General features: G+C 43.0%; 19 protein-coding genes and 1 pseudogene. 7 read left to right on the top strand and 13 right to left on the bottom strand.

What is annotated here, in order from left to right; genetic code table 11:
• Positions 1 to 29: 29 nt before the first annotated feature.
• The 7 genes from CUR83_RS07675 to ilvA form a co-directional block, all read right to left on the bottom strand.
• On the bottom strand, positions 30 to 908 hold the full coding sequence (locus tag CUR83_RS07675) for a sulfite exporter TauE/SafE family protein (RefSeq protein WP_093070024.1): 879 nt from the start codon (positions 906 to 908) through the stop codon (positions 30 to 32).
• Positions 909 to 1007: 99 nt separating this feature from the next.
• Positions 1008 to 1283 carry a cbb3-type cytochrome oxidase assembly protein CcoS gene (gene ccoS / locus CUR83_RS07670; protein ID WP_058024050.1) on the bottom strand — a complete coding sequence of 92 codons (276 nt, stop codon included), beginning with the start codon at positions 1281 to 1283 and terminating at the stop codon, positions 1008 to 1010.
• 129 nt (positions 1284 to 1412) lie between these two features.
• A complete protein-coding gene (locus tag CUR83_RS07665) occupies positions 1413 to 2186 on the bottom strand; it encodes a YdcF family protein (protein ID WP_071001661.1) in 774 nt (257 codons plus the stop codon).
• Positions 2176 to 3285, bottom strand: a complete 1110-nt coding sequence (gene murB / locus CUR83_RS07660; protein ID WP_071003614.1) for a UDP-N-acetylmuramate dehydrogenase — start codon at positions 3283 to 3285, stop codon at positions 2176 to 2178. The genes CUR83_RS07665 and murB overlap by 11 nt, the downstream gene beginning before the upstream one ends.
• 237 nt (positions 3286 to 3522) lie before the next feature.
• Positions 3523 to 4020, bottom strand: coding sequence for a low molecular weight protein-tyrosine-phosphatase (locus CUR83_RS07655; RefSeq protein ID WP_083328818.1), 498 nt, complete (start codon positions 4018 to 4020; stop codon positions 3523 to 3525).
• Between the two features lie 170 nt (positions 4021 to 4190).
• The gene (locus CUR83_RS07650) at positions 4191 to 4613 is read right to left on the bottom strand and encodes an RNA-binding S4 domain-containing protein (protein WP_284719393.1); all 423 of its coding nucleotides are present in this window, start codon (positions 4611 to 4613) and stop codon (positions 4191 to 4193) included.
• Positions 4614 to 4784: 171 nt separating this feature from the next.
• A complete protein-coding gene (gene ilvA, locus CUR83_RS07645; RefSeq protein ID WP_071001658.1) occupies positions 4785 to 6338 on the bottom strand; it encodes a threonine ammonia-lyase, biosynthetic in 1554 nt (517 codons plus the stop codon).
• Between the two features lie 288 nt (positions 6339 to 6626).
• On the opposite strand from ilvA, the gene rpiA reads away from it, so the two are divergent.
• Positions 6627 to 7286 carry a ribose-5-phosphate isomerase RpiA gene (gene rpiA, locus CUR83_RS07640; protein ID WP_071001657.1) on the top strand — a complete coding sequence of 220 codons (660 nt, stop codon included), beginning with the start codon at positions 6627 to 6629 and terminating at the stop codon, positions 7284 to 7286.
• Positions 7287 to 7405: 119 nt separating this feature from the next.
• Here the strand turns inward: rpiA and argF are convergent, their stop codons facing one another.
• The 3 genes from argF to dnaB all read right to left on the bottom strand — a co-directional run bounded on the left by argF (position 7406) and on the right by dnaB (position 11220).
• Entirely contained in the window at positions 7406 to 8329 is a 924-nt protein-coding gene (argF, locus tag CUR83_RS07635; protein ID WP_071001655.1) for an ornithine carbamoyltransferase, read from the bottom strand.
• A 216-nt stretch (positions 8330 to 8545) separates the two neighbouring features.
• Complete coding sequence (gene alr, locus CUR83_RS07630) at positions 8546 to 9652, bottom strand: alanine racemase (protein ID WP_071001654.1); 1107 nt, start codon at positions 9650 to 9652, stop codon at positions 8546 to 8548.
• Positions 9653 to 9816: 164 nt separating this feature from the next.
• The gene (gene dnaB / locus CUR83_RS07625) at positions 9817 to 11220 is read right to left on the bottom strand and encodes a replicative DNA helicase (RefSeq protein ID WP_284719392.1); all 1404 of its coding nucleotides are present in this window, start codon (positions 11218 to 11220) and stop codon (positions 9817 to 9819) included.
• Between the two features lie 298 nt (positions 11221 to 11518).
• Here dnaB and pdxA point away from each other — a divergent pair, with 298 nt between their 5' ends.
• The 6 genes and pseudogenes from pdxA to merA form a co-directional block, all read left to right on the top strand.
• On the top strand, positions 11519 to 12601 hold the full coding sequence (gene pdxA, locus CUR83_RS07620; RefSeq protein WP_071001651.1) for a 4-hydroxythreonine-4-phosphate dehydrogenase PdxA: 1083 nt from the start codon (positions 11519 to 11521) through the stop codon (positions 12599 to 12601).
• A gap of 430 nt (positions 12602 to 13031) precedes the next feature.
• Entirely contained in the window at positions 13032 to 13403 is a 372-nt protein-coding gene (gene merR, locus CUR83_RS07615; RefSeq protein ID WP_033011277.1) for a mercury resistance transcriptional regulator MerR, read from the top strand.
• Between the two features lie 187 nt (positions 13404 to 13590).
• Complete coding sequence (locus CUR83_RS07610) at positions 13591 to 13938, top strand: mercuric transporter MerT family protein (protein WP_016899520.1); 348 nt, start codon at positions 13591 to 13593, stop codon at positions 13936 to 13938.
• Positions 13939 to 13984: 46 nt separating this feature from the next.
• Complete coding sequence (gene merP, locus CUR83_RS07605; RefSeq protein ID WP_008110847.1) at positions 13985 to 14269, top strand: mercury resistance system periplasmic binding protein MerP; 285 nt, start codon at positions 13985 to 13987, stop codon at positions 14267 to 14269.
• Positions 14269 to 14688 (top strand): organomercurial transporter MerC, encoded by a 420-nt coding sequence (gene merC, locus CUR83_RS07600; protein ID WP_186475527.1) that lies wholly within the window; start codon positions 14269 to 14271, stop codon positions 14686 to 14688. The genes merP and merC overlap by 1 nt, the downstream gene beginning before the upstream one ends.
• Positions 14689 to 14756: 68 nt before the next feature.
• Positions 14757 to 16148, top strand: a pseudogene (merA, locus tag CUR83_RS07595) (mercury(II) reductase); the annotation flags it as partial.
• Between the two features lie 605 nt (positions 16149 to 16753).
• Here the strand turns inward: merA and lspA are convergent.
• The 3 genes from lspA to CUR83_RS07580 form a co-directional block, all read right to left on the bottom strand.
• The gene (lspA, locus tag CUR83_RS07590; protein WP_284719390.1) at positions 16754 to 17461 is read right to left on the bottom strand and encodes a signal peptidase II; all 708 of its coding nucleotides are present in this window, start codon (positions 17459 to 17461) and stop codon (positions 16754 to 16756) included.
• Positions 17462 to 17617: 156 nt separating this feature from the next.
• Complete coding sequence (locus CUR83_RS07585) at positions 17618 to 18268, bottom strand: IS1595 family transposase (protein ID WP_284719389.1); 651 nt, start codon at positions 18266 to 18268, stop codon at positions 17618 to 17620.
• A 202-nt stretch (positions 18269 to 18470) separates the two neighbouring features.
• Positions 18471 to 19214, bottom strand: coding sequence for a TorF family putative porin (locus CUR83_RS07580; protein WP_071001644.1), 744 nt, complete (start codon positions 19212 to 19214; stop codon positions 18471 to 18473).
• Positions 19215 to 19546: the final 332 nt, after the last annotated feature.

Below are 19546 nucleotides of genomic sequence, written 5' to 3'. Positions count from 1 at the left end.
CGCGCAGTACTCGAGTTATGTGTTAGAAATTATTGACCATGATGCATGGAGGTGGCGTCATCACCCATATCATGCATGCTATGATCCATATGATTATCCATGTCTTGCATATCATGATCCATAGCTGGCGTCATATCGTGATTCATCTGATCTATATTATGAGCATCTGTCTCAGACATCATAGCAGAGTGGCTACTATGATCCATCTGTGCGTGTCCACCACCATGCCCGCCATGCATGTTTGCCATGACCATAGGAACGACAGCAACTGCCAAACCTGAGAGTACCATCACCGCACCATTTAACTGCCTTAAGCGAAAACGACCAATCTTGTCACGTAACCAGCCGACTGTCTCGTGCGTTGCAACTAACATCGGCACCGTGCCAAGACCAAAAACAAACATCAACGCTGCACCGCTTAATGGGTTGTGAGCCACCACCGCGATGAGTAGGGCGCCATATACCAAACCGCAAGGCAAAAAGCCCCAAAGCAAACCAGCTGTCAATGCACGTGGAAAGGTGTTTAGGGGAAAGACCTTTTGGCGTAGCGGGCTGAGGTATTGCCAAAAGCGCATACCAAAACGCTCGAGCTTATTCAAAAAAGGTGCGCCAAGCATGGTCACACCCACAAAGACCAACACTGCGCCCAGTAAAATACGTGGCAAGCTATTGCCTTTCATGAGTGGCTCTAACACCGTCGTACCGATAAATCCTGCCAGCAGACCTAACAGTGCATAACTGCTCAGACGGCCAAGATGATAGGTGGCCACCAGCGCGCGGCGTTTAGTAGGACTGACATCTTTCATAGACAGACCAAATGCCGTCACAAGACCGCCACACATACCCAAACAATGCGGCGAGCCAAAAAACCCCATCAGTAATGCCGCAGCAAGTAAAGCCATGGTCATGGATGCATCTCCTAAAAGTCATAAAGGCCGTATCTATAGACACGATTATTATCTAACGAAAGCTCATCATTACACGATGAAAAGAGAGAAGAATAAAGGTTAGATTTTTGTGTTTTTCTCTACATCAGTACGAACGAGCGCATCTTTATCAACGTTATCATCTGACGGCTCGGTATCAGCAGAAGGCTGAGACTGCACCGCGCGCTCATGAGCCTGCATGGTTTGCCTGCGCTCTTGACGATCATCCAATATGATACGCTGTGATGCATTGTCCAAATCTTCGAACTGGTTTGATTTTACCGCATAACGCACCGCCCAGATGGCAACCACAAATAGCATGAGACTTAATGGGATTAATAAAAATATACTGAGCATGGTAACTCTCTTCAATAGCAGTGTCTTTTATTATTATACACCCATCGCAAATGCAGTGGATGATCTGTAGCGATTAGAATGAGGCGTAGCATCATATGACGATATTAGCTGCGCGTTTAGTATAAAAACCTATTCATCAGATGCTTTTTTGGCACTGCCTCGCGGTGTTAGGAGCTGCTGTGAAGTCACATCATCGGCGTGACGACAGTTCATTTGCGGACGTATCACATCCCGTAGATAGGCGGCGATTTCATAAACAGCCCGCCGTGAATGACTTAGGTTTTGCGCAGGTTTCATCCAGTCGCGTCTCACTGGCAATGGTGCGCTAAGCGGTGTGCTATTAATACCATTCAAGGCAAACTGTCTGCGCGCACGTGCCATATGATAACTATCAGTAATAAGGTAAACGTGATGAAGCGGAATACGCTTGGCTGTAAAACGGGCGTTTTCGCACGTATTCATACTGGCATTTTCGCTTATCAGCCCATCGATACCATGCTCAATGAGCCATTGACCTAGCCAAGGGGCTTCAGCGCCGCTTAGTACAATAGGTAAGGGAAGATCGTGATAGGCCCCAGCCGCGGTACGGACACGATTCAGGCTATAGCGATTGAGGATGATTTGATTGTTATTATCATTAGTTAGACCACCGCCTAATACCACGTAAGCAGTCGGCGGAGAGCTCATAGCAGCAGAAGGCATTTTTGGTAAAGGAAGAAGCGCAAATATATAGACAACGGCTTGTGAAAATAGCGGTGTGAACAAACTGATTAGGACTAAAATAACAGACGTCGAGCCTAATACAAAGGTAATATTGATGATACGGAATAGCTTCACCATTCGTTCGGCTGAACGCAAATAGTTTCGCCATAAGCGTTTAGACCATGATTGTTTAGACCACATGCTCAGGATATCCAATTGAGCCATCAGCATTCACCCAAACTGGCTCACGTGATAGCTGAATTGCAAATTTCTCATAGACGATGTTGGCGATATAGCGCTGTGCTGTTTCCACATCTTCTTGAGTTGCTTGATAAGGAGTATGATTGGTCAGTACCAGCGCCTGATGTTTATGAGTCATGATAGGTGCGATGCCGCCCCCTTTTAATCCTGCTTGCTCGATGAGCCAACCTGCGGCAACTTTTACCATCGCGTCAGGCATCGGATAACCAACGATAGCTGGATAAGTTGTTTGCAGCGCCGTAAATTGATCTTGACCAATAATAGGATTTTGAAAAAAACTGCCACAGTTAGGTAGCTGTTTTGGGTCTGGTAGCTTTTGTTGTCTAATATCTATAATGGCTTGCATAACGTCATGAGGATTGGCTTGCTCGCGCTCTTGTTGTTCCGCATAGCGCTGCGCCACAGTCTGTACATCTCCATAGCTGGCTAAAATATGGGTGGGATCTGTATGCAGTCTAAAAGCCACGCGGCTGATCAGCCATGTATTTGGCGTGCGTTTAAAGATACTATCACGATAGTCAAATTGACAGTCGGCCGCTGATAAATGGTGCCAAGTTTGTGTCGGTAAATGATAGGCGCGTACATATTGTAAGCAGTCTTCTAATTGCACACCGTACGCACCAATATTTTGTACTGGCGCTGCACCAGTTAGGCCAGGTATGAGCGCAAGGTTTTCTAACCCATACCAGCCTTGATTGACTGTATGTACGACTAGATCATGCCAGTTTTCGCCCGCCATTACTTCGATATCAACATAATCGTCGGTTTGTGCAGTCAAATGAATACCGCGCATTTTGGGTTGCAATACCACTGCATTTAACGCTGCTGGTAATAAAACATTGCTACCGCCAGATAAGACAAATAATGACAGCTGATGCTCTACATCCTCTGCATAGGTTGCCATAAAGTCATCAAGCTGTGCCTCATTGGTCAACGTCACTACAGAGTCAGCGACACACGACAGTGCCATCGTATTGCTATGTGCCAAATCGACTGAATTACTGACTAACAGAGTCGCTGATGAGTCATTTATAGTCATGGTCTGAGCGTCGAGATCAAGGCGTGCAGCTTGGGTCATAACATAGCCTATGGGGCAAAAGGATAATAAATAATAAGGTAGCTATAGTTGATTCAATTTAAAAGAGATACAAGGCAGTTGAGTACAGACGTAACTGTGTTACTTCAAGCACGGTTAACGCTGCAGCTCTTTTATAGAGGATTAACCATATTATAGAGGATACCGGATGCAAGAGTAGCAGAAATATAGAATTTATAGCTAGCAAGCCTTCCAGCTTTCGATCCAAGCTTGGGCGCTTGATTCGATGCGCTCGATCACCTCTTCGAAATCATCGTTATCGCCTTTATATGGATCTGGCACATCACTGCCGCAATAGGTAGGGTCTTCTTCACTAAATAGGGCCAGCTTTGCCAAGTCCTCTTCTGACTCTGCCATGTCGTCTTTAATGGCTTGTAGGTCAGCCAAATTCTGTGAATCCATGGCTAAGATCAAATCAAAATCACGGAAGTCATCGGCGCTGACTTGGCGTGCAACCAATTTATTAATTTTGTAGCCATGTGATTTCGCATGGCGCTGCGAACGTGGGTCAGGTTTGTCGCCGACATGTGAATCACTGGTACCTGCTGAGTCTATCTTTATTGAGAGTCCAGCAATCGCCGCTTGCTGACGGAAAACTTCCTCAGCGGTAGGGGAGCGGCAGATGTTTCCTAAACAAACCAATAATACAGACGAGGGAGTACAGGCTTTCATCAGCATAATATGACCTTCTATAACAAAAAAACATGCTATAAGAAACCAGCACTGTTAATGCGGCTTTTATTAGCATGCAATCGATTGAACCAACGACTAGCGTAATGCTTAATCGCTTGAATGGCAAGGACAGAGACTAGACAATAGCGTCACGTGCCCCTGATTCTTTGACCATATCAATCTTGTTTATTTTTAAAGCGCTGTAAGTCACGGCGCTCTTTTTTGTTGGGCTTATCATCAGGACGAGCAAGGTTGGCCAGTTTGCGCTGTTCAGCATAATAAGCACGCCGCGTTTCGCTCTCTTTGGTCTCTGAGTATAGCACCTCAGCGGCGGTCGCATTGCCCCGCTGTGCAGATAGCGCCTCAACAATGACAGTCTTTTCAGTCATGGCGGTCGCTGAGCCTTGACGAATGGTTAGCTCATCGCCGACTGAAATCTCTTTACTGGTCTTGACGCGGCTGCCACCATAATGCACACGTCCGCTTTCAATGGCTTGCTTGGCAAGGGTGCGTGTGCGGTAAAACCGAGCGGCCCATAACCATTTATCGAGACGAATTTTGACCAAACCTTGGGTGTTATCATCAGTATTTTTTTTCATAAAGCTCAATCTGTATTTGTTTTTATATCAAATAATATGAGGGCATATTTGGTATTTACAAATAAGGTTTTGTGTTCGTCGCCGTCTGTAGCAGATTATAGAAAGTAAAAAGCGACCCATCATATGACAAGTCGCTTTTATAATAAGGTCTAAATATATCCCGTTAAGTCATTATTTCAAAAATAACTGATAGCCAATATTGTCATTGACCGTCGTGCAGTCATAGCCGATGTCTAGTAAGGCGTCTTGTAGCTGACGAGAGTTGCTTTCTGAGGCTTGTAGACCAACCAGTACACGGCCTTCAGCGGCACCATGGTTGCGGTAATGGAATAAAGTGATATTAAAGTCATCGCCCAATTTTTCTAAGAAAGTCAGCAGGGCGCCCGGACGCTCTGGGAATATCACTTGTAGTAACTGCTCGTTTTCGACCTTAGCGTGACCACCAATCAAATGACGGATATGTGACTTGGCGATATCATCGTCAGTCAGATCGTGAGCGGTATAGCCATCATTTGCCAATTGAGTACTAATAGTTTGACGCTCTTTTTCACCTTCTTTTAATGCAATACCGACAAAGATTGAGGCAGGCTCCATTGAGTCTGGTGACTTTTTGCTATCGGCACGGTAGTTAAACTCAGTAATATTACGACCGTGCAGACTGCGGCAGAAGTTCAAGAAAGCGCCAGTTTGTTCTGGTATAGTAACCCCAAAGATAGCTTCTTTTTTCTCGCCAATCTCAGTGCGCTCAGCAATATAACGCAGACGGTCAAAATTCATATTAGCGCCGCAAATGATGGCCGCGCAGTTTTTGCCTTGAATATTGTTCGCTGTGATATATTTTTTCATACCAGCAACTGCCAACGCACCTGCAGGCTCTACGATACTGCGGCTCTCCTCAAACACATCTTTGACTGCTGCGCAGACTTCATCGTTGCTACAGGTGACGACGTTAGGCTCCACGATAGGGCCTGAATTGTCACTTTTCTGAGTACGCACGACGTCAAAAGGCAGTTCACCAATTTGCGCGACTGCCACGCCATCGACGAACAGTCCGACTTGCTCAAGTTTGACACGTTCACCCGTTTCAAGTGCGGCTTTTAGGCAAGCTGATTGTTCCGCTTCTACCGCGATCACTTTGACATGCGGTGCCACTTCTCCCAAAAATGCGGCGACACCTGAGATGAGACCGCCACCACCAACGGCAACAAACACATAATCCATGTTACGCCACTGTTGGGTCAACTCAAGCGCGATGGTTCCTTGCCCAGCAATCACCAATTCATCATCATAAGGCGGTATAAAGGTCAGGCCCTCGCGCTCAGCACGATCTATTGCATAGCGGTTTGCTTGATCAAAACTATCGCCATGCAGATCGACATTGCCACCAAGCGCTCTGACGGCTTCTACCTTAATATCAGGCGTAGTCGTTGGCATAACGATGATGTTGTTTAGTGACAGTTTGCGCGCAGAGTAAGCCACGCCTTGAGCATGGTTGCCTGCTGAGGCGCAGATAACGCCGCGCGCTTTTTGCTCATCGCTTAGCTGACTGATACGGTTGTAGGCACCTCGTAACTTAAAAGATTTGACAGGTTGTAAGTCTTCACGTTTAAAACGAATGTCATTGGCAAAACGTTGGGTCAGCTTGGGCGCCGTTTCAAGTGGTGTTTGAATCGCAACGTCATAGACGGTGGCTTGTAGTATGGCTCGTACCCAGTGTGACAGCATAGTAATCCCTAAACAGAATGAATATAAAAATGAAATAGATTAGCCTATGCTGATTTTGAGTATCTTGCAAGACTCAATTGCAGTTTTCTTGGGATTTTATGCCTGAATGAATATAAAGTGAAAGCGTGTGGTGAAGAACGTTGTGAGATAAGTATTATATGACTACCGAATTAGAATTGTGATTGCGCTAACATCGATCAATATCATCGGTTATAATAGCCACGCATTTTATTTGTTTTAGCCTTTTACTTTTTTTAAGACCATACGTTTATTTTCCAAGGATTTATGATGAGTGATCAGCAAGCACAAAAGCAAGCCGCCGCCCGCGCTGCCCTAAGCTATATCGAAGATGATATGATACTTGGGGTAGGGACGGGTAGTACGGTCAACTGTTTGATTGAGTTGTTGCCACAATTGAAGCTTGCTGGTGCGGTTGCCAGCTCACAGGTGACTGAAGACAAACTGCGTGCGCTTGGTATCGAAATTGTTGATCTAAACTTTGCTGGTACGCTTGATGTTTATATCGATGGTGCTGATGAGGTCAATGAGCACTTGCAACTTATCAAAGGCGGCGGCGGTGCATTGACTCGCGAAAAGATCGTCGCGGCTGCTTCCAAAAAGTTTGTGTGTATGGTTGATGAGAGCAAAAGCGTTGAGATCTTAGGTCGCGCGTTTCCAGTGCCAATTGAAGTATTACCACAAGCACGCTCTTATGTCGCGCGTCAATTAGCAAAATTGGGCGGTGAGCCTGTCTATCGTGAAGACTTTGTCACTGATTACGGCAACGTTATTCTAGATACTTATGACTTGGATGTGAGTAATCCAATCGCGCTTGAAAAAGAGCTGAATAATATCGTGGGTGTGGTCTGTAATGGTATCTTTGCGGCAAACCAAGCGGATGTGCTATTAAAAGCCAGTGCAGATGGCGTAACAACGCTTACGCGCTAATACAGTCTCAAGAATACAGTCTCAAGCCATTTTTACAGATAAAAAGCCGTCCAAATCTGAACGGCTTTTTTATTTATGAACGGACTAATAACTTATCTTACTGTTTTTTACACGGTAAGTTAGGCAGGTAGTTTGATTTTGTCTTTTAGCAAAAACTCCATCAAGGCTTTTTGCGCATGTAGACGATTTTCGGCTTCATCCCACACAACAGAGCGCGGATCATTTAGCATATCATGAGAGATCTCCTCACCACGATGGGCGGGCAGACAGTGCATAAACACCACTTCAGGGTCGGCTTTGTCTAGTAGAGACGGCGTCACTTGATAAGGGGCAAAACGACGTGCGCGCGTATTTTGCTCGGACTCTTGACCCATACTTGCCCATACATCGGTGACAATCAAATTAGAATCTTTGGCTGCGTCTTGTACGTTTTCGACCAAGCTCACGCAATGTGAGAAGCGTTCCATAAGTTTCGGATCAGGCTCGAACCCATAAGGCGCTGCCACGCGTAATTCAAAACCAAACTGATTGGCGGCTTGCATAAATGACGAGCACATATTGTTGCCGTCACCGACCCACGTGACGATCTTATTTTCGATGCTACCGCGATGCTCATAATAAGTCTGCATATCAGCAAGCAATTGACAAGGATGGTATTCATCGGTCAACGCATTGATAATAGGGACGCTTGAGTATTCAGCAAAGGTCTCGACTTTTTCGTGCCCAAAGGTACGAATCATAATGATATCAACCATGCTGGAGATCACGCGTGCTGAGTCTTCTAATGGCTCACCGCGACCGAGCTGCGTATCGTTGGGTGATAAAAATATAGCATTACCACCAAATTGACCCATGCCGGTCTCAAATGAGATACGGGTACGCGTTGAAGATTTTTCAAATATCATGCCAAGCGTACGACCAACGAAAGGCTGATATATCTCGCCTGCGTGTTGCATCTTACGCAATTCGCTTGCGCGTTTGATTAAGTTTTCTAGTTCTTGTTTGGTTAAATCAGATAAGGTTAAAAAATGGCGCAAACTCATAGTAATCCTAGCAGTCGATCGCAGTCAGTGAAACGTCATCAGTCTTCAATATCATCGCGTCAGTGCGTATACTGGGTTGACAACAAACTTTTAGTATAGCGTATTTACTTTCAATGTAAACGTGCAATTTTATCAAGATCGAATGGCTTGCTAAATAGACCGAAATCGCATTAGCAAGCCATAGTACTCGTATGCTAATGCCTGTGCCGTTAATGATTATGCCTGTGTACGGTTTGGACGTATGCTGAGGCGACATAACAGCTCATAGCTAATCGTTCCAGCATGACCTGCCACTTCATCGACACGCGGCGCATCGCCCCAGAGCATGACTTTGCTATCCAAAGCAAGGCTTTCAGGCGTTTTGCTGACATCAATGACGATCATATCCATTGCCACACGCCCAATCACAGGACAACGGTAGCTTTGATTGTCGTTAGTATCGATGACGGTGACATAAGCGTCGTCACTTATTACACGCGGGTAGCCGTCTCCGTAACCCACACTCACGAGAGCGGTTCTGGTGTCTTGCTGCGCACGCCAGCGGCTACCATAGCCGATCGCATCATTGGCACTGACCGTTTGTAATGCCATAATTTGAGCACTAAATTCCATCGCGGGCTGCAAGTCTAACTCTTGTGCGCTTTTATCGACGACAGGCGAGCTACCGTATAAGATGATGCCTGGGCGTACCCAATCATAATGGTACTCTGGGAAGTTGACGATGCCAGCAGAGTTGCATAATGAGCCTTTGATATCTAGGCTAATGGTATCTTTCAAAGTCGCAAGTACGCTTGAGAAGCGCTCAATCTGCATGGCATTTAATGGATGGTCATGATCATCAGCATTGGCAAAATGGGTGGCTAGGATCAGCTGATAACCTGCTTCATGCAAACGCTTGGCTGCTGATAGCACACCCTCAGCATTGAAACCCAAACGGTTCATACCTGTATTATATTTTAGCCAAACCACATTAGTTGCACTACCAGCTGGCGGGAAGTTTTGTAGTGCCCATTCTAACTGTGGTCCGTGGTGAATCACGCAGCTAATATCATGATCAATGGCTTGTTGCCACTCATCAGCGCTAAATGCCCCTTCTACTAGACCAATGGTTTTCTCCCAACCTAATTGTCTGGCTTCTAATGCTTCGGTTAAAGTCGCAACCCCAATACCATCTGCTTGCTGCAGGGCTGGTAATACCGCCGCCACGCCATGCCCATACGCATTGGATTTGACCATCGCTAAGACTTTTGCTTGCGGTGCGCGTTGTTTTACTTGATTGAGATTATGAGTAATGGCTTTTGGTTTTATGGTAATGGTGCGCATAATCGCCTTCTTTATGAGTAGAATTATGAAGTGATAAAGCCAGTACAGCATCAATGGAGTTGATACTATACTGGCTATGTGGTTAAAGCTACTTACTAGCTTATGAGTAAGCCAAAATCGGTATGGGCTTACATTTTACTAAGACTTAAATGTTATAACGCTGATTACTCATCATTCTCAAAACTGGCGCCTTGATAGTATTCTGGCGTTAGATTAATGAAGCGAGTGAATTGACCTTCAAAACCCAAACGTACGGTACCAATAGGGCCGTTACGCTGCTTGCCGATAATAATTTCCGCCACACCTTTGTGGTCTGAGTTTTCATTATAAACCTCATCACGATAGATGAACATAATCAAATCGGCATCCTGCTCAATTGCACCAGACTCACGTAGATCCGACATAATTGGGCGTTTATTTGGACGGTTTTCTAGACTACGATTAAGCTGTGACAACGCAATCACGGGACATTCAAGCTCACGTGCGAGCGCCTTTAGACTGCGCGAAATCTCAGAAATCTCGCCAACACGGTTGCCATCTAGGCTCGGCACTTTCATCAGCTGAAGATAATCGACCACGATAGCACCCAAGCGCCCATCATGGTTTTTGGCAATACGTCGACAGCGTGAGCGCATCTCGGATGGCGGCAAGGCGGTACTGTCATCAATATATAAATGCTTAGACTGTAGATGCTGAATGGCGTTCATCATCTTTGCCCACTCATCTTCATTCATTTGCCCAGAACGTAGATGCGTCTGGTTAATCGCGCCCCATGAAGACAGCAAACGCATGACAATAGACTCTGCCGGCATCTCCATCGAAAACACCACAACAGGCAAATCTTCATTAAATAAAATCCCTTCTGCCAAGTTCATTGCAAAAGTGGTTTTACCCATAGAAGGACGAGCGGCGACGATAATCAAGTCGCCTGATTGTAGCCCTTGCGTTTTATTATTCAGCTCGACAAATGGCGTTTGTAAACCAATCATGCCATCGGGGTTGGATTTTAACTCTTGAATCTGATCGATAACATTGGTTAAGACCGAAGTAATACCGACAGGGCCACGCTGTTCCGCGCGTTTGTTATGCTGCTCATTGATGCTAAATATCTTACCTTCGACATTGTCCAAGATATCACTAACGCTTTGGTCTTTTGGATTGTAGGCCAGCGCTAGCATGTCATTACCCGTGGTAATGAGCTGACGCAGCGTTGAGAGCTCACGTACGCGCTGAGCGTAAGCAGTCAGGTTAAACAAGGTCGCCGGACTTTGGCTCAAAATATCAGCTAAGTAGCTGTCCCCACCTGCACCTTTGAGTAACTTTTGCGCCTCTAACCAGTCGTGTACCATGACCGTATCATAAGGCTCATTAACGGCTGCAAGGTGAGCAATCGCATCAAAAATATATTGATGTCGCCCCGCATAAAAGTCATCTTTGGTGACGATATCGGCAATCTTGTCGTACGCCTCTTCGATACTCATCAAAGACGCGAGCAATGCCTTTTCAATATCGATATTGTGCGGCGGTGTCTGATTGAGTAAGTCGTCGGTTTTGTCGTTTTCTGCCATGAGTGCCTAATGAGTCAAAATGGGTATAAAAAAAGATGTCGATGGTAGCGCAAAACAGATATGGTACATCTCTACGGTAGATGTACCAAAACGTGGTTTTAGATTTGCCTGCAAATGCTACAATCAGAAGCGAAAGTTTAACACATAATGTGATTTTTTAGGCTGGGTAAGCAACTAAATCTACAGTGATTGTTATGCATAAAATAAGAGACCGCATCCATTGTCTAAACGTAACAACTGAAAATATTGACGATAAATATAATAAAATCAAAAATTTAAATAAAATAAGGCTATTGCTATGACAGAACAAAAACGACCATTATTAATCACGACAGGTGAACCTGCGGGCATTGGAATGGATGTCGTATTGAATCTGGCGGCAGAGGGCAAGCTGCAAGATTTTGACCGTCCCATTTGGGTAACCGCTGATGCGAGCACGATGCAAGTCCGTGCAGAGGAGTTGGTTTCAGCTGGCGTGTTGACAGAAGTGCCTATTTGGCAAACCATTGACAACGAGGCTGGTGACTTTGATATGGACGCGGCCGAGCAGATAGCACAGCAGGATATAGATGCTGATAGTGCTTTTATTTTGCTTAACGTCCCTTGTGCAGGACCAGTTACTGGCGGACAAATCAATATTGCCAACTCAGCGATGGTGGCTCAGCAATTAGACATTGCTCATCAGTTAGCAGTAAATGGAACAGTTGCCGCTATCGTCACAGGTCCTTTACAAAAATCAGCGCTGATAGATGCTGGTATCAAGCTATTGGATGGCACTATGTTTAGCGGTCACACCGAGTTTTTTATGCAGCAAAGTGGCTGTGAGAAAGTGGTGATGATGCTTGCCAATCAAGCGATGAAAGTCGCGCTTGTCACTACCCATTTGCCATTAAAAGACATACCTGCTGCCATCACCGCGGATAATGTACGTCAAACAGTACAAATCGTTGTCAATGACATGAGAGAAAAGTTTGGCCTCACGCAGCCTCGTATTTTGGTGTGCGGTCTCAATCCACATGCAGGCGAGGGCGGGCATTTGGGTATGGAGGAGATTGAGATTATCAATCCAGTCTTACGAGAGTTCACCGATGCAGGCGTCAATATTTCAGAGGCGATGCCAGCCGATACGCTGTTTACCCCCAGACACTTAGCAAACTGCGATGCAGTCATCGCCATGTATCACGATCAAGGGTTGCCCGTACTCAAATCACACGGCTTTGGTGATACGGTAAATCTCACCTTAGGACTGCCTTATATTCGCACCTCTGTCGATCATGGTACGGCGCTAGACTTGGCGGGACGCGGCGGCGCAAGTGCGACGAGTTTATACCAAGCATTGAAGATGGCTAATGAAATGGCGGATAAGTCGCTTACTAATTGATATATTTGTTATGGCTCATCGCCGTATAGGTATTGTTCACGTCGTACTTGATTATTTTAGTGTGAATAATACCTATTTATAAATAATCAAAGACGACTTAATATAAGTGGTTCCATTATACCGGTCTGTTTTAAGTGGTCTGTTAATAGGTTTAAATGCTGAAATAGATGGTTCCGCTAGGGTATACTCATGTAGAACTGCATGTAATAACACTAATTTGGACTTTGATAATGAAAAAGGATAAACCATACATTGTTGTGGTTTAATATTGTTGTAACAACGGTAACTTTACTTATTTAATAGAAGAAAAAACAAAATCAATTAGCGATGTTTAAACTGGTATTCATTGATGGTCACTTTAATTAGATATAAAGTAAGTAAACAAAAAGTCAGTAAGGTAATTGATAACGTGTCTAAACGAACCATAAGTATGTTGGCTAAAGAACTGAGTGTAAATGTCGAAACAATTCGCTTTTATGAACGCAAAGGCTTAATTAAACAACCACCAAAGCCTATGCAGGGCTATAGACATTACCCGAAAGAAACGGTAAATAGAATACATTTTATCAAGCGTTCTCAAGAATTAGGTTTTACGCTAAATGAGATTGAAGGGTTACTTGCGTTAAACGATAGTCCATGTAGTAAAGTACAAGAATTAGCTAATAAAAAACTGATCGCAGTACAAAAAAAGATGGCTGACTTGTTGTTGTTAGAACACGCTTTGGAAGAACATTTAGGACAATGCCAAAATAATGATGACGATAGCCACTGCCCAATAATTGATTCGTTGCAACCGAAGTAAATGATTCACTTAACTACCATTTCCCACTAAAACAGCATATCCAATTTTACTTCTGCGCCTTAATTCAAGTTAGCTTATTCCCCGTATCTGTCGTAGCAGATTATCAAAGATAAATTTTTTATAAATCACCCTTGACTCCGTACTTAGGTACATGCAATACACTTGCATTATCTAATGAGGTATCTATATGAATCAAAAAGAATCAAACCTTCCAATGATAGGAGGCATCATAGCAGCATTAGGCGCAGGCGTATGCTGTGTAGGTCCTTTGCTCCTGTTATTACTTGGGGTAAGTGGCTCATGGATTGGTAATTTAACTGCATTTGAACCCTATAGGCCATTATTTATCGCATTTGTAGTGTTGTTGTTTGGTTACTCAGGTTGGAAAATTTACCGTCCTGTAGAAGAGTGTGAGCCGGGAACGGCCTGTGCAATTCCTAAGAAACAGCAACAACGAAAAGTCATTTTCTGGCTGAGCGCTATAGTTGCGACAATTTTAGTGACCAGTAATTATTGGATACTTTTGTTTGCTTAATATACAGATCAAGAAATTTATAACATTTTAAAATTTGGAGCTAATTATGAAAAAATTATTATTAACCGCACTGCTTTCACTTTCTAGTTTTGGTGCTTTTGCTGAAGTAAAAACAGTTACACTGGAAGTGCCAACGATGAACTGTGCGACATGTCCAATCACAGTTAAAAAGTCATTAGAAAATGTTGATGGCGTTGAAAATGCGAAAGTTACCTACAAGCCTAAGCTAGCTGTTGTTTCTTTTGATGACACTAAAACCAACATCAATGCATTAATTGCAGCGACTACCAACGCTGGCTACCCTTCAAATTTAAAAAGTGAAAATAAGTAATATTTAGCCCCTTAGAACTAGTTACGCGTATCGGAGATAAAGCAGGCTCTATAGGTGCACTTGTTTCGGCAATGGGATGCGCCATGTGTTTTCCCGCGATAGCTAGTCTTGGTGCGGCAATTGGGATGGGATTTCTTAGTCAGTGGGAAGGGGTATTTATCAATACGTTGTTACCACTGTTTGCAGTATTAGCGCTGGTAATGAATATCTTAGGCTGGTTTAGCCATCGTCAATGGCACCGTAGTTTTATCGGTTCAATTGGCCCCATTTTGGTTTTACTCTCTTTATACCCTTGGTTCCAGTACGGGTGGAGTTCATACGTTACTTATACGGGGCTAGGACTAATGGTTGCTGTATCAATTTGGGACATGGTTTCTCCTGCGAATAAACGCTGTGATGATGAAACTTGTACCGCTTAACTTTTTAAGAGGAATAAAATATGTCAACGAATAGTTGTTGCTCGCCAAATGACATCCAGCCAGAACAATTACATGTAGCCATTATTGGTAGTGGTTCAGGGGCCTTTGCCAGTGCGATTAAAGCAGCAGAAGGCGGAGCAAGAGTTACTATCATTGAAAGAGCCGATGTAATCGGAGGTTGCTGTGTAAATGTCGGCTGTGTTCCTTCAAAAATATTGATCCGTGCTGCGCAATTAGCGCATCAGCAACGTACTAACCCGTTTGATGGTTTAGAAAATATTCAGCCACAACTTAGCCGCTCCTTATTAGCACATCAGCAAAACGCTCGCGTCGAAGAACTACGCGATGCTAAATATCAACGTATTTTAGAGAGTAATCCCGCGCTATCTTTACTTAAAGGTTATGCACGTTTTAAAAATCAAAATACCTTGCTAGTTCACAAGTCTGATGGTAGTGAAGAAGAGCTGGTTGCAGATCGCATTTTAATTGCAACAGGCTCTACACCAAGCATTCCGCCAATTAAGGGTTTAGTTGATACACCTTATTGGACATCAACAGAAGCCTTATTTGCAGAAGAGTTACCGAGTAGTCTAGTTGTCATCGGCTCCTCCGTTGTTGCTCTGGAAATTGCGCAAGCTTATGCCCGTTTAGGTAGCCGTGTGACAATTCTAGCCAGACATACCCTTTTATATGCTGAAGATCCGTTATTAGGTGAAAAACTGGCAGAGTGCTTTGAAAAAGAAGGTATTAGGGTACTTAATAATACGCAAGCAAGTCATGTTTCTTATGATAGCAATGGTTTTTCATTGGAAACTAACGAAGGAACATTAATCGCTGAAAAATTGCTTATCTCTACGGGTCGCCATGCAAATACTGGAAAGCTTGGTTTAGAAAATGTTGGTGTTGAAACAGATAAAAGTGGTGCCATTGTTGTTAATAGTATGATGGAAACATCAACAGCTAACATTTATGCCGCTGGAGATTGCTCCAATATGCCACAATTTGTTTATGTTGCTGCTGCTGCCGGAAGTAGGGCTGGAATTAATATGACAGGTGGAAATGCGCAACTCGACTTATCTACCATGCCTGCTGTTATATTCACCGACCCACAAGTTGCTACGGTAGGTCTAACCGAAGTACAAGCTTCAGCGGTAGGAATAAATACGATAAGTCGTGTACTTGATATGGAAAACGTACCAAGAGCTTTAGCAAATTTTGAAACGGATGGTTTTATCAAGTTGGTAGCTGAAGAATCCACGGGAAAACTGATAGGCGCACAAATTTTAGCCCATGAAGGCGGAGAACTGATTCAAAGTGCGGCTCTTGCTATTCATAATAAAATGACAGTCGAAGAATTGGCAGGTCAACTATTTCCGTATTTGACGATGGTTGAAGGATTGAAGTTATGCGCTCAAACCTTTAGCAAAGACGTTAAAGAGCTATCTTGCTGCGCAGGGTAATCATTTAACGGTAATGTACTTACAGAAATGTTAATGGAGTGCCATTAATAGCTGTTATTTCAAATAATTTTCTAGCGGTTTTTTCTCAAAATCTTCAGGATACATAGTAATAAAATTCTTCATTTCATTTCTGAATGTGTCTGTATCCCGCTTACCCTCGCCTGACAAACGATGGTAATTATTATAGTCCGCTTCAAATTTCTTTGAGCGCACGATAGGAGGCTGCGCAAAATTCATCCCAGTAGTGCTATGACATTTTTAGAGTGTATCGACTATATAAGGGTAAGACTTTTTAACGCTGTCTCTTGTTTTTTTTCTAAGGCTGTGAATTTTTTCAATAGTTGGCTGAGTCTGTGACACTGTATTTTCCTTTTGTTATTATCAATAAAGAATTTATGGATTATTCAATTTCTCTATAATAATGGCTCTACGCAGAGCTTTTAAGTATTGAGTTTTAAGACCTAAAATGAGTGAGTACCTATACCAGTCATACATTACCTTCCAGTTCACATTTTATAAACATACTCAAGTATAAAAAGTATTTTTCCGTATAGAGTGAATACGACGCTAGTTCATTTTGTTTGTGATAATCGGCATCAATGTGCTTATTTATTACGCTTACTTTCTAAAAATATCATGTCAATTATAATCAATGCGACACCGACACAGACACCTATATCTGCAACATTGAAAAGAGGATAATTCCAGACATCAGCATAATGCACATGGATAAAGTCAACCACTTTACCAATTCTTAAACGATCGATTAAGTTGCCAATCGCACCACCAAGCATTAAGGCCAACCCCATAGATAATAGCTTGGCTGCACGTGGCGCTTTGATTAAATAAACCGTTAAAAAGATAGCCATTACAAAAGCTAAGCCTGAGAAAAACCATTTCTGCCAACCGCCAGCGTTGGCTAAAAAGCTAAATGCTGCCCCATAGTTATAAGCGAGTGTCCAGTTGAGAAATGGTTCAATGACCGGTACGGGGTCATTGAACGCTAATGTGGTTTGGGCCAACCACTTAGTCCATTGATCAAGTATTAATACCATTATCGCCAACAAATACCAGATAAAAGCGCGACTGCCATTGGCAACCATTTTTGGCATTTTGTCCAACTTATCTTTAGGTGTTATTGAGTTGCCTGAAGTCACGTACATAGCTTTAGGCGTATGATTTATGGTTTTAGAGTCAATCGATTGATGAGTACTACTCACAGCTATAGGTACTTTATTGTCAGCAATATTAGTACTAGCCGATTCAACGCTATTCAATTTAGTACTATCTAATCTGTCGGTAGATTCAGTCATAGTTGTTTCCTTTATCTATGTTTATACAATGAACAATGTTAAACGTATATGTTTTTGGTATACGATTATTAATCGCGCCACTTTCATAAACGGCTCCACTTACCGCTCTGGTATTATGAAACTTACGGTAATAATTTTTGGGGCTGTCCTAGATAACTAGTTCAAACCCTGTTTAACCCATTGTTTTAATTGTAGTAATTGCGACTTTGGGTCACTGTGATTAAAACGCCACTCACATTCCTTTAAATAGAAGTGAAAATGCTCTTTTGGAACTCCGTTAAACTTACGTAGATGCCGTTTAGCTTGGTTCCAAAAGTTCTCTATACCATTAATGTGATTCTTATCATTAACAAAGGTTTTGGAGTGGTTAATACGATAATGAGTAAACTCACTGACATCTAATGCGTTATAGCTTTTAAATGAGTCAGTATAAACAATGCTATCAGGCTTCACTTTTTCTCTTATGATGGGGATCAAAGTATCTGCTTTAGCATTGGGTATAATACAAGCGTAGACCTTATCATTACGCTTTAATAGGCCAAACACGGGCACTTTGCTACCAGCACCTCGCCCTCGCTTGCCTTTACGAGTGCCACCAAAGTATGATTCGTCTACTTCGATTTCGCCTTCAAATAGACCAGGGTCTTGACTATTCTCGTAAATAAGCACTCGTAGCCTATGAAAGTAATAACTGGCTGTGGTTTTATTAACACCAATTAGGCTTGCTGCTGTTCTGGCGGTAGAACCGGCAACAAATAGCTCGATGAGTCTGTTTTGTTTATACCAACTTAGTTTACTCTTTCTCATAGTGCTATCCTAAATAATTTTACTCATCTAGGACAGCCCCTTCTTTTTAATCTATTCAAACAATCTTTATTCGATATAAATATTAAGCATTTAACATGCCAAGACGTATTTAGAACCAATTCTCCATAAAAAAATCCTGCCTTGAAGTAAGACAGGATTTTTTTATCGCAAGGCTAATTTTCTAGCCTATGCTATTTACAACTTAGAATGCTTTAGTAATTGTAAATACAGCACCAGTCTCTACACCACGTTTGTACGGGTTGGTGTCGGCGTCAATATTTGTGCCGACAGCAGCAAGCTCAGCTGACAGGTCTTCAACAGAAGCAAAGCTGTAAGTCACACCAACTTTCCAGTCGATGTAGTTATCATCGCCACTAGCGTTATCACTGAAATCATAATCGTCAGCAGTGGTATAACCTAAGCTTGCTACACCACCGAAAGATGCGCTCAATGGCATGCTATAAGTCAGGTTTAAATACCATGCATCAGTATCTAAGCCAAAAAAATCATTAGTGAAATTCACGCTTGCAAGCAAACTGTCACCAACAGTGATGGTGTCTGCAAAACCTAGACGTGCATACAGCTCAAGCCAATTCAAATCAGAAGCACTTGGATAGCCGTAGTACCATAAACCGACATCTAAAACTGGTTTAGACGCCAAAGAGCCAAGTTCAGTGCTATAACCTACATATGGATCGAGCTCTAATGAGCTACCAAAGCCGACATTCGAGCCCCAGACACCTGCGTATAAGCCAGAGCTATGGGTTAATCCATAACCAACTTGAACGGCAGGGTCGCTTTCAGTTTGTGTCATACCACGATAGCGGTAATCTGAAGTCATTGCTGCAGTACCAGAGAATGATACATCGCTTTCAGCTGCCATAGTCAAGCCACTTGCACAAGTGAGTAAAGATGCAGCCACTAATGTAGAAAGTTTAAAGTTCATGTTGGTATTCCCCCAAGCTGTTTATTACAAATGTTCAAATCGAAATGATTTGACTCTGAACTTGTTATTGAAATAGCAAAGGGCGTGCCAACTTTATTAAGTTACTGTTTTATCTTATTTCTTTGCAATAAAACTGCAATAACTTACAAAACCAACTTTGAAGCATTATTGTATTGCACAAATATTGGGCGATTTATTGATTTTGCACCAAAACAAATCAAACTGTATCAAATTGTTTGTAAATAGGAATTATTCTTATACAGTTTATATTCTGCACGATGCAATAAAAAAAACCAACCGCAGTTGGTTGGCTTTTTAAGTATTTTCTTCTG

The sequence above is a fragment of the Psychrobacter pocilloporae genome (genome assembly GCF_029872915.1).
GTDB classification, from domain to species: domain Bacteria; phylum Pseudomonadota; class Gammaproteobacteria; order Pseudomonadales; family Moraxellaceae; genus Psychrobacter; species Psychrobacter pacificensis.
Note: the sequence above shows the minus strand (reverse complement) of the source record. Positions and strands in the feature narration are given on the sequence as shown.

Coding starts and splice junctions, on each gene's coding strand:
- CUR83_RS07675 (WP_093070024.1), bottom strand. CDS start 908: ATGACCATGGCTTTACTTGCTGCGGCATTACTGATGGGGTTTTTTGGC.
- ccoS (WP_058024050.1), bottom strand. CDS start 1,283: ATGCTCAGTATATTTTTATTAATCCCATTAAGTCTCATGCTATTTGTG.
- CUR83_RS07665 (WP_071001661.1), bottom strand. CDS start 2,186: ATGTGGTCTAAACAATCATGGTCTAAACGCTTATGGCGAAACTATTTG.
- murB (WP_071003614.1), bottom strand. CDS start 3,285: ATGACTATAAATGACTCATCAGCGACTCTGTTAGTCAGTAATTCAGTC.
- CUR83_RS07655 (WP_083328818.1), bottom strand. CDS start 4,020: ATGCTGATGAAAGCCTGTACTCCCTCGTCTGTATTATTGGTTTGTTTA.
- CUR83_RS07650 (WP_284719393.1), bottom strand. CDS start 4,613: ATGAAAAAAAATACTGATGATAACACCCAAGGTTTGGTCAAAATTCGT.
- ilvA (WP_071001658.1), bottom strand. CDS start 6,338: ATGCTGTCACACTGGGTACGAGCCATACTACAAGCCACCGTCTATGAC.
- rpiA (WP_071001657.1), top strand. CDS start 6,627: ATGAGTGATCAGCAAGCACAAAAGCAAGCCGCCGCCCGCGCTGCCCTA.
- argF (WP_071001655.1), bottom strand. CDS start 8,329: ATGAGTTTGCGCCATTTTTTAACCTTATCTGATTTAACCAAACAAGAA.
- alr (WP_071001654.1), bottom strand. CDS start 9,652: ATGCGCACCATTACCATAAAACCAAAAGCCATTACTCATAATCTCAAT.
- dnaB (WP_284719392.1), bottom strand. CDS start 11,220: ATGGCAGAAAACGACAAAACCGACGACTTACTCAATCAGACACCGCCG.
- pdxA (WP_071001651.1), top strand. CDS start 11,519: ATGACAGAACAAAAACGACCATTATTAATCACGACAGGTGAACCTGCG.
- merR (WP_033011277.1), top strand. CDS start 13,032: ATGTTGGCTAAAGAACTGAGTGTAAATGTCGAAACAATTCGCTTTTAT.
- CUR83_RS07610 (WP_016899520.1), top strand. CDS start 13,591: ATGAATCAAAAAGAATCAAACCTTCCAATGATAGGAGGCATCATAGCA.
- merP (WP_008110847.1), top strand. CDS start 13,985: ATGAAAAAATTATTATTAACCGCACTGCTTTCACTTTCTAGTTTTGGT.
- lspA (WP_284719390.1), bottom strand. CDS start 17,461: ATGACTGAATCTACCGACAGATTAGATAGTACTAAATTGAATAGCGTT.
- CUR83_RS07585 (WP_284719389.1), bottom strand. CDS start 18,268: ATGAGAAAGAGTAAACTAAGTTGGTATAAACAAAACAGACTCATCGAG.
- CUR83_RS07580 (WP_071001644.1), bottom strand. CDS start 19,214: ATGAACTTTAAACTTTCTACATTAGTGGCTGCATCTTTACTCACTTGT.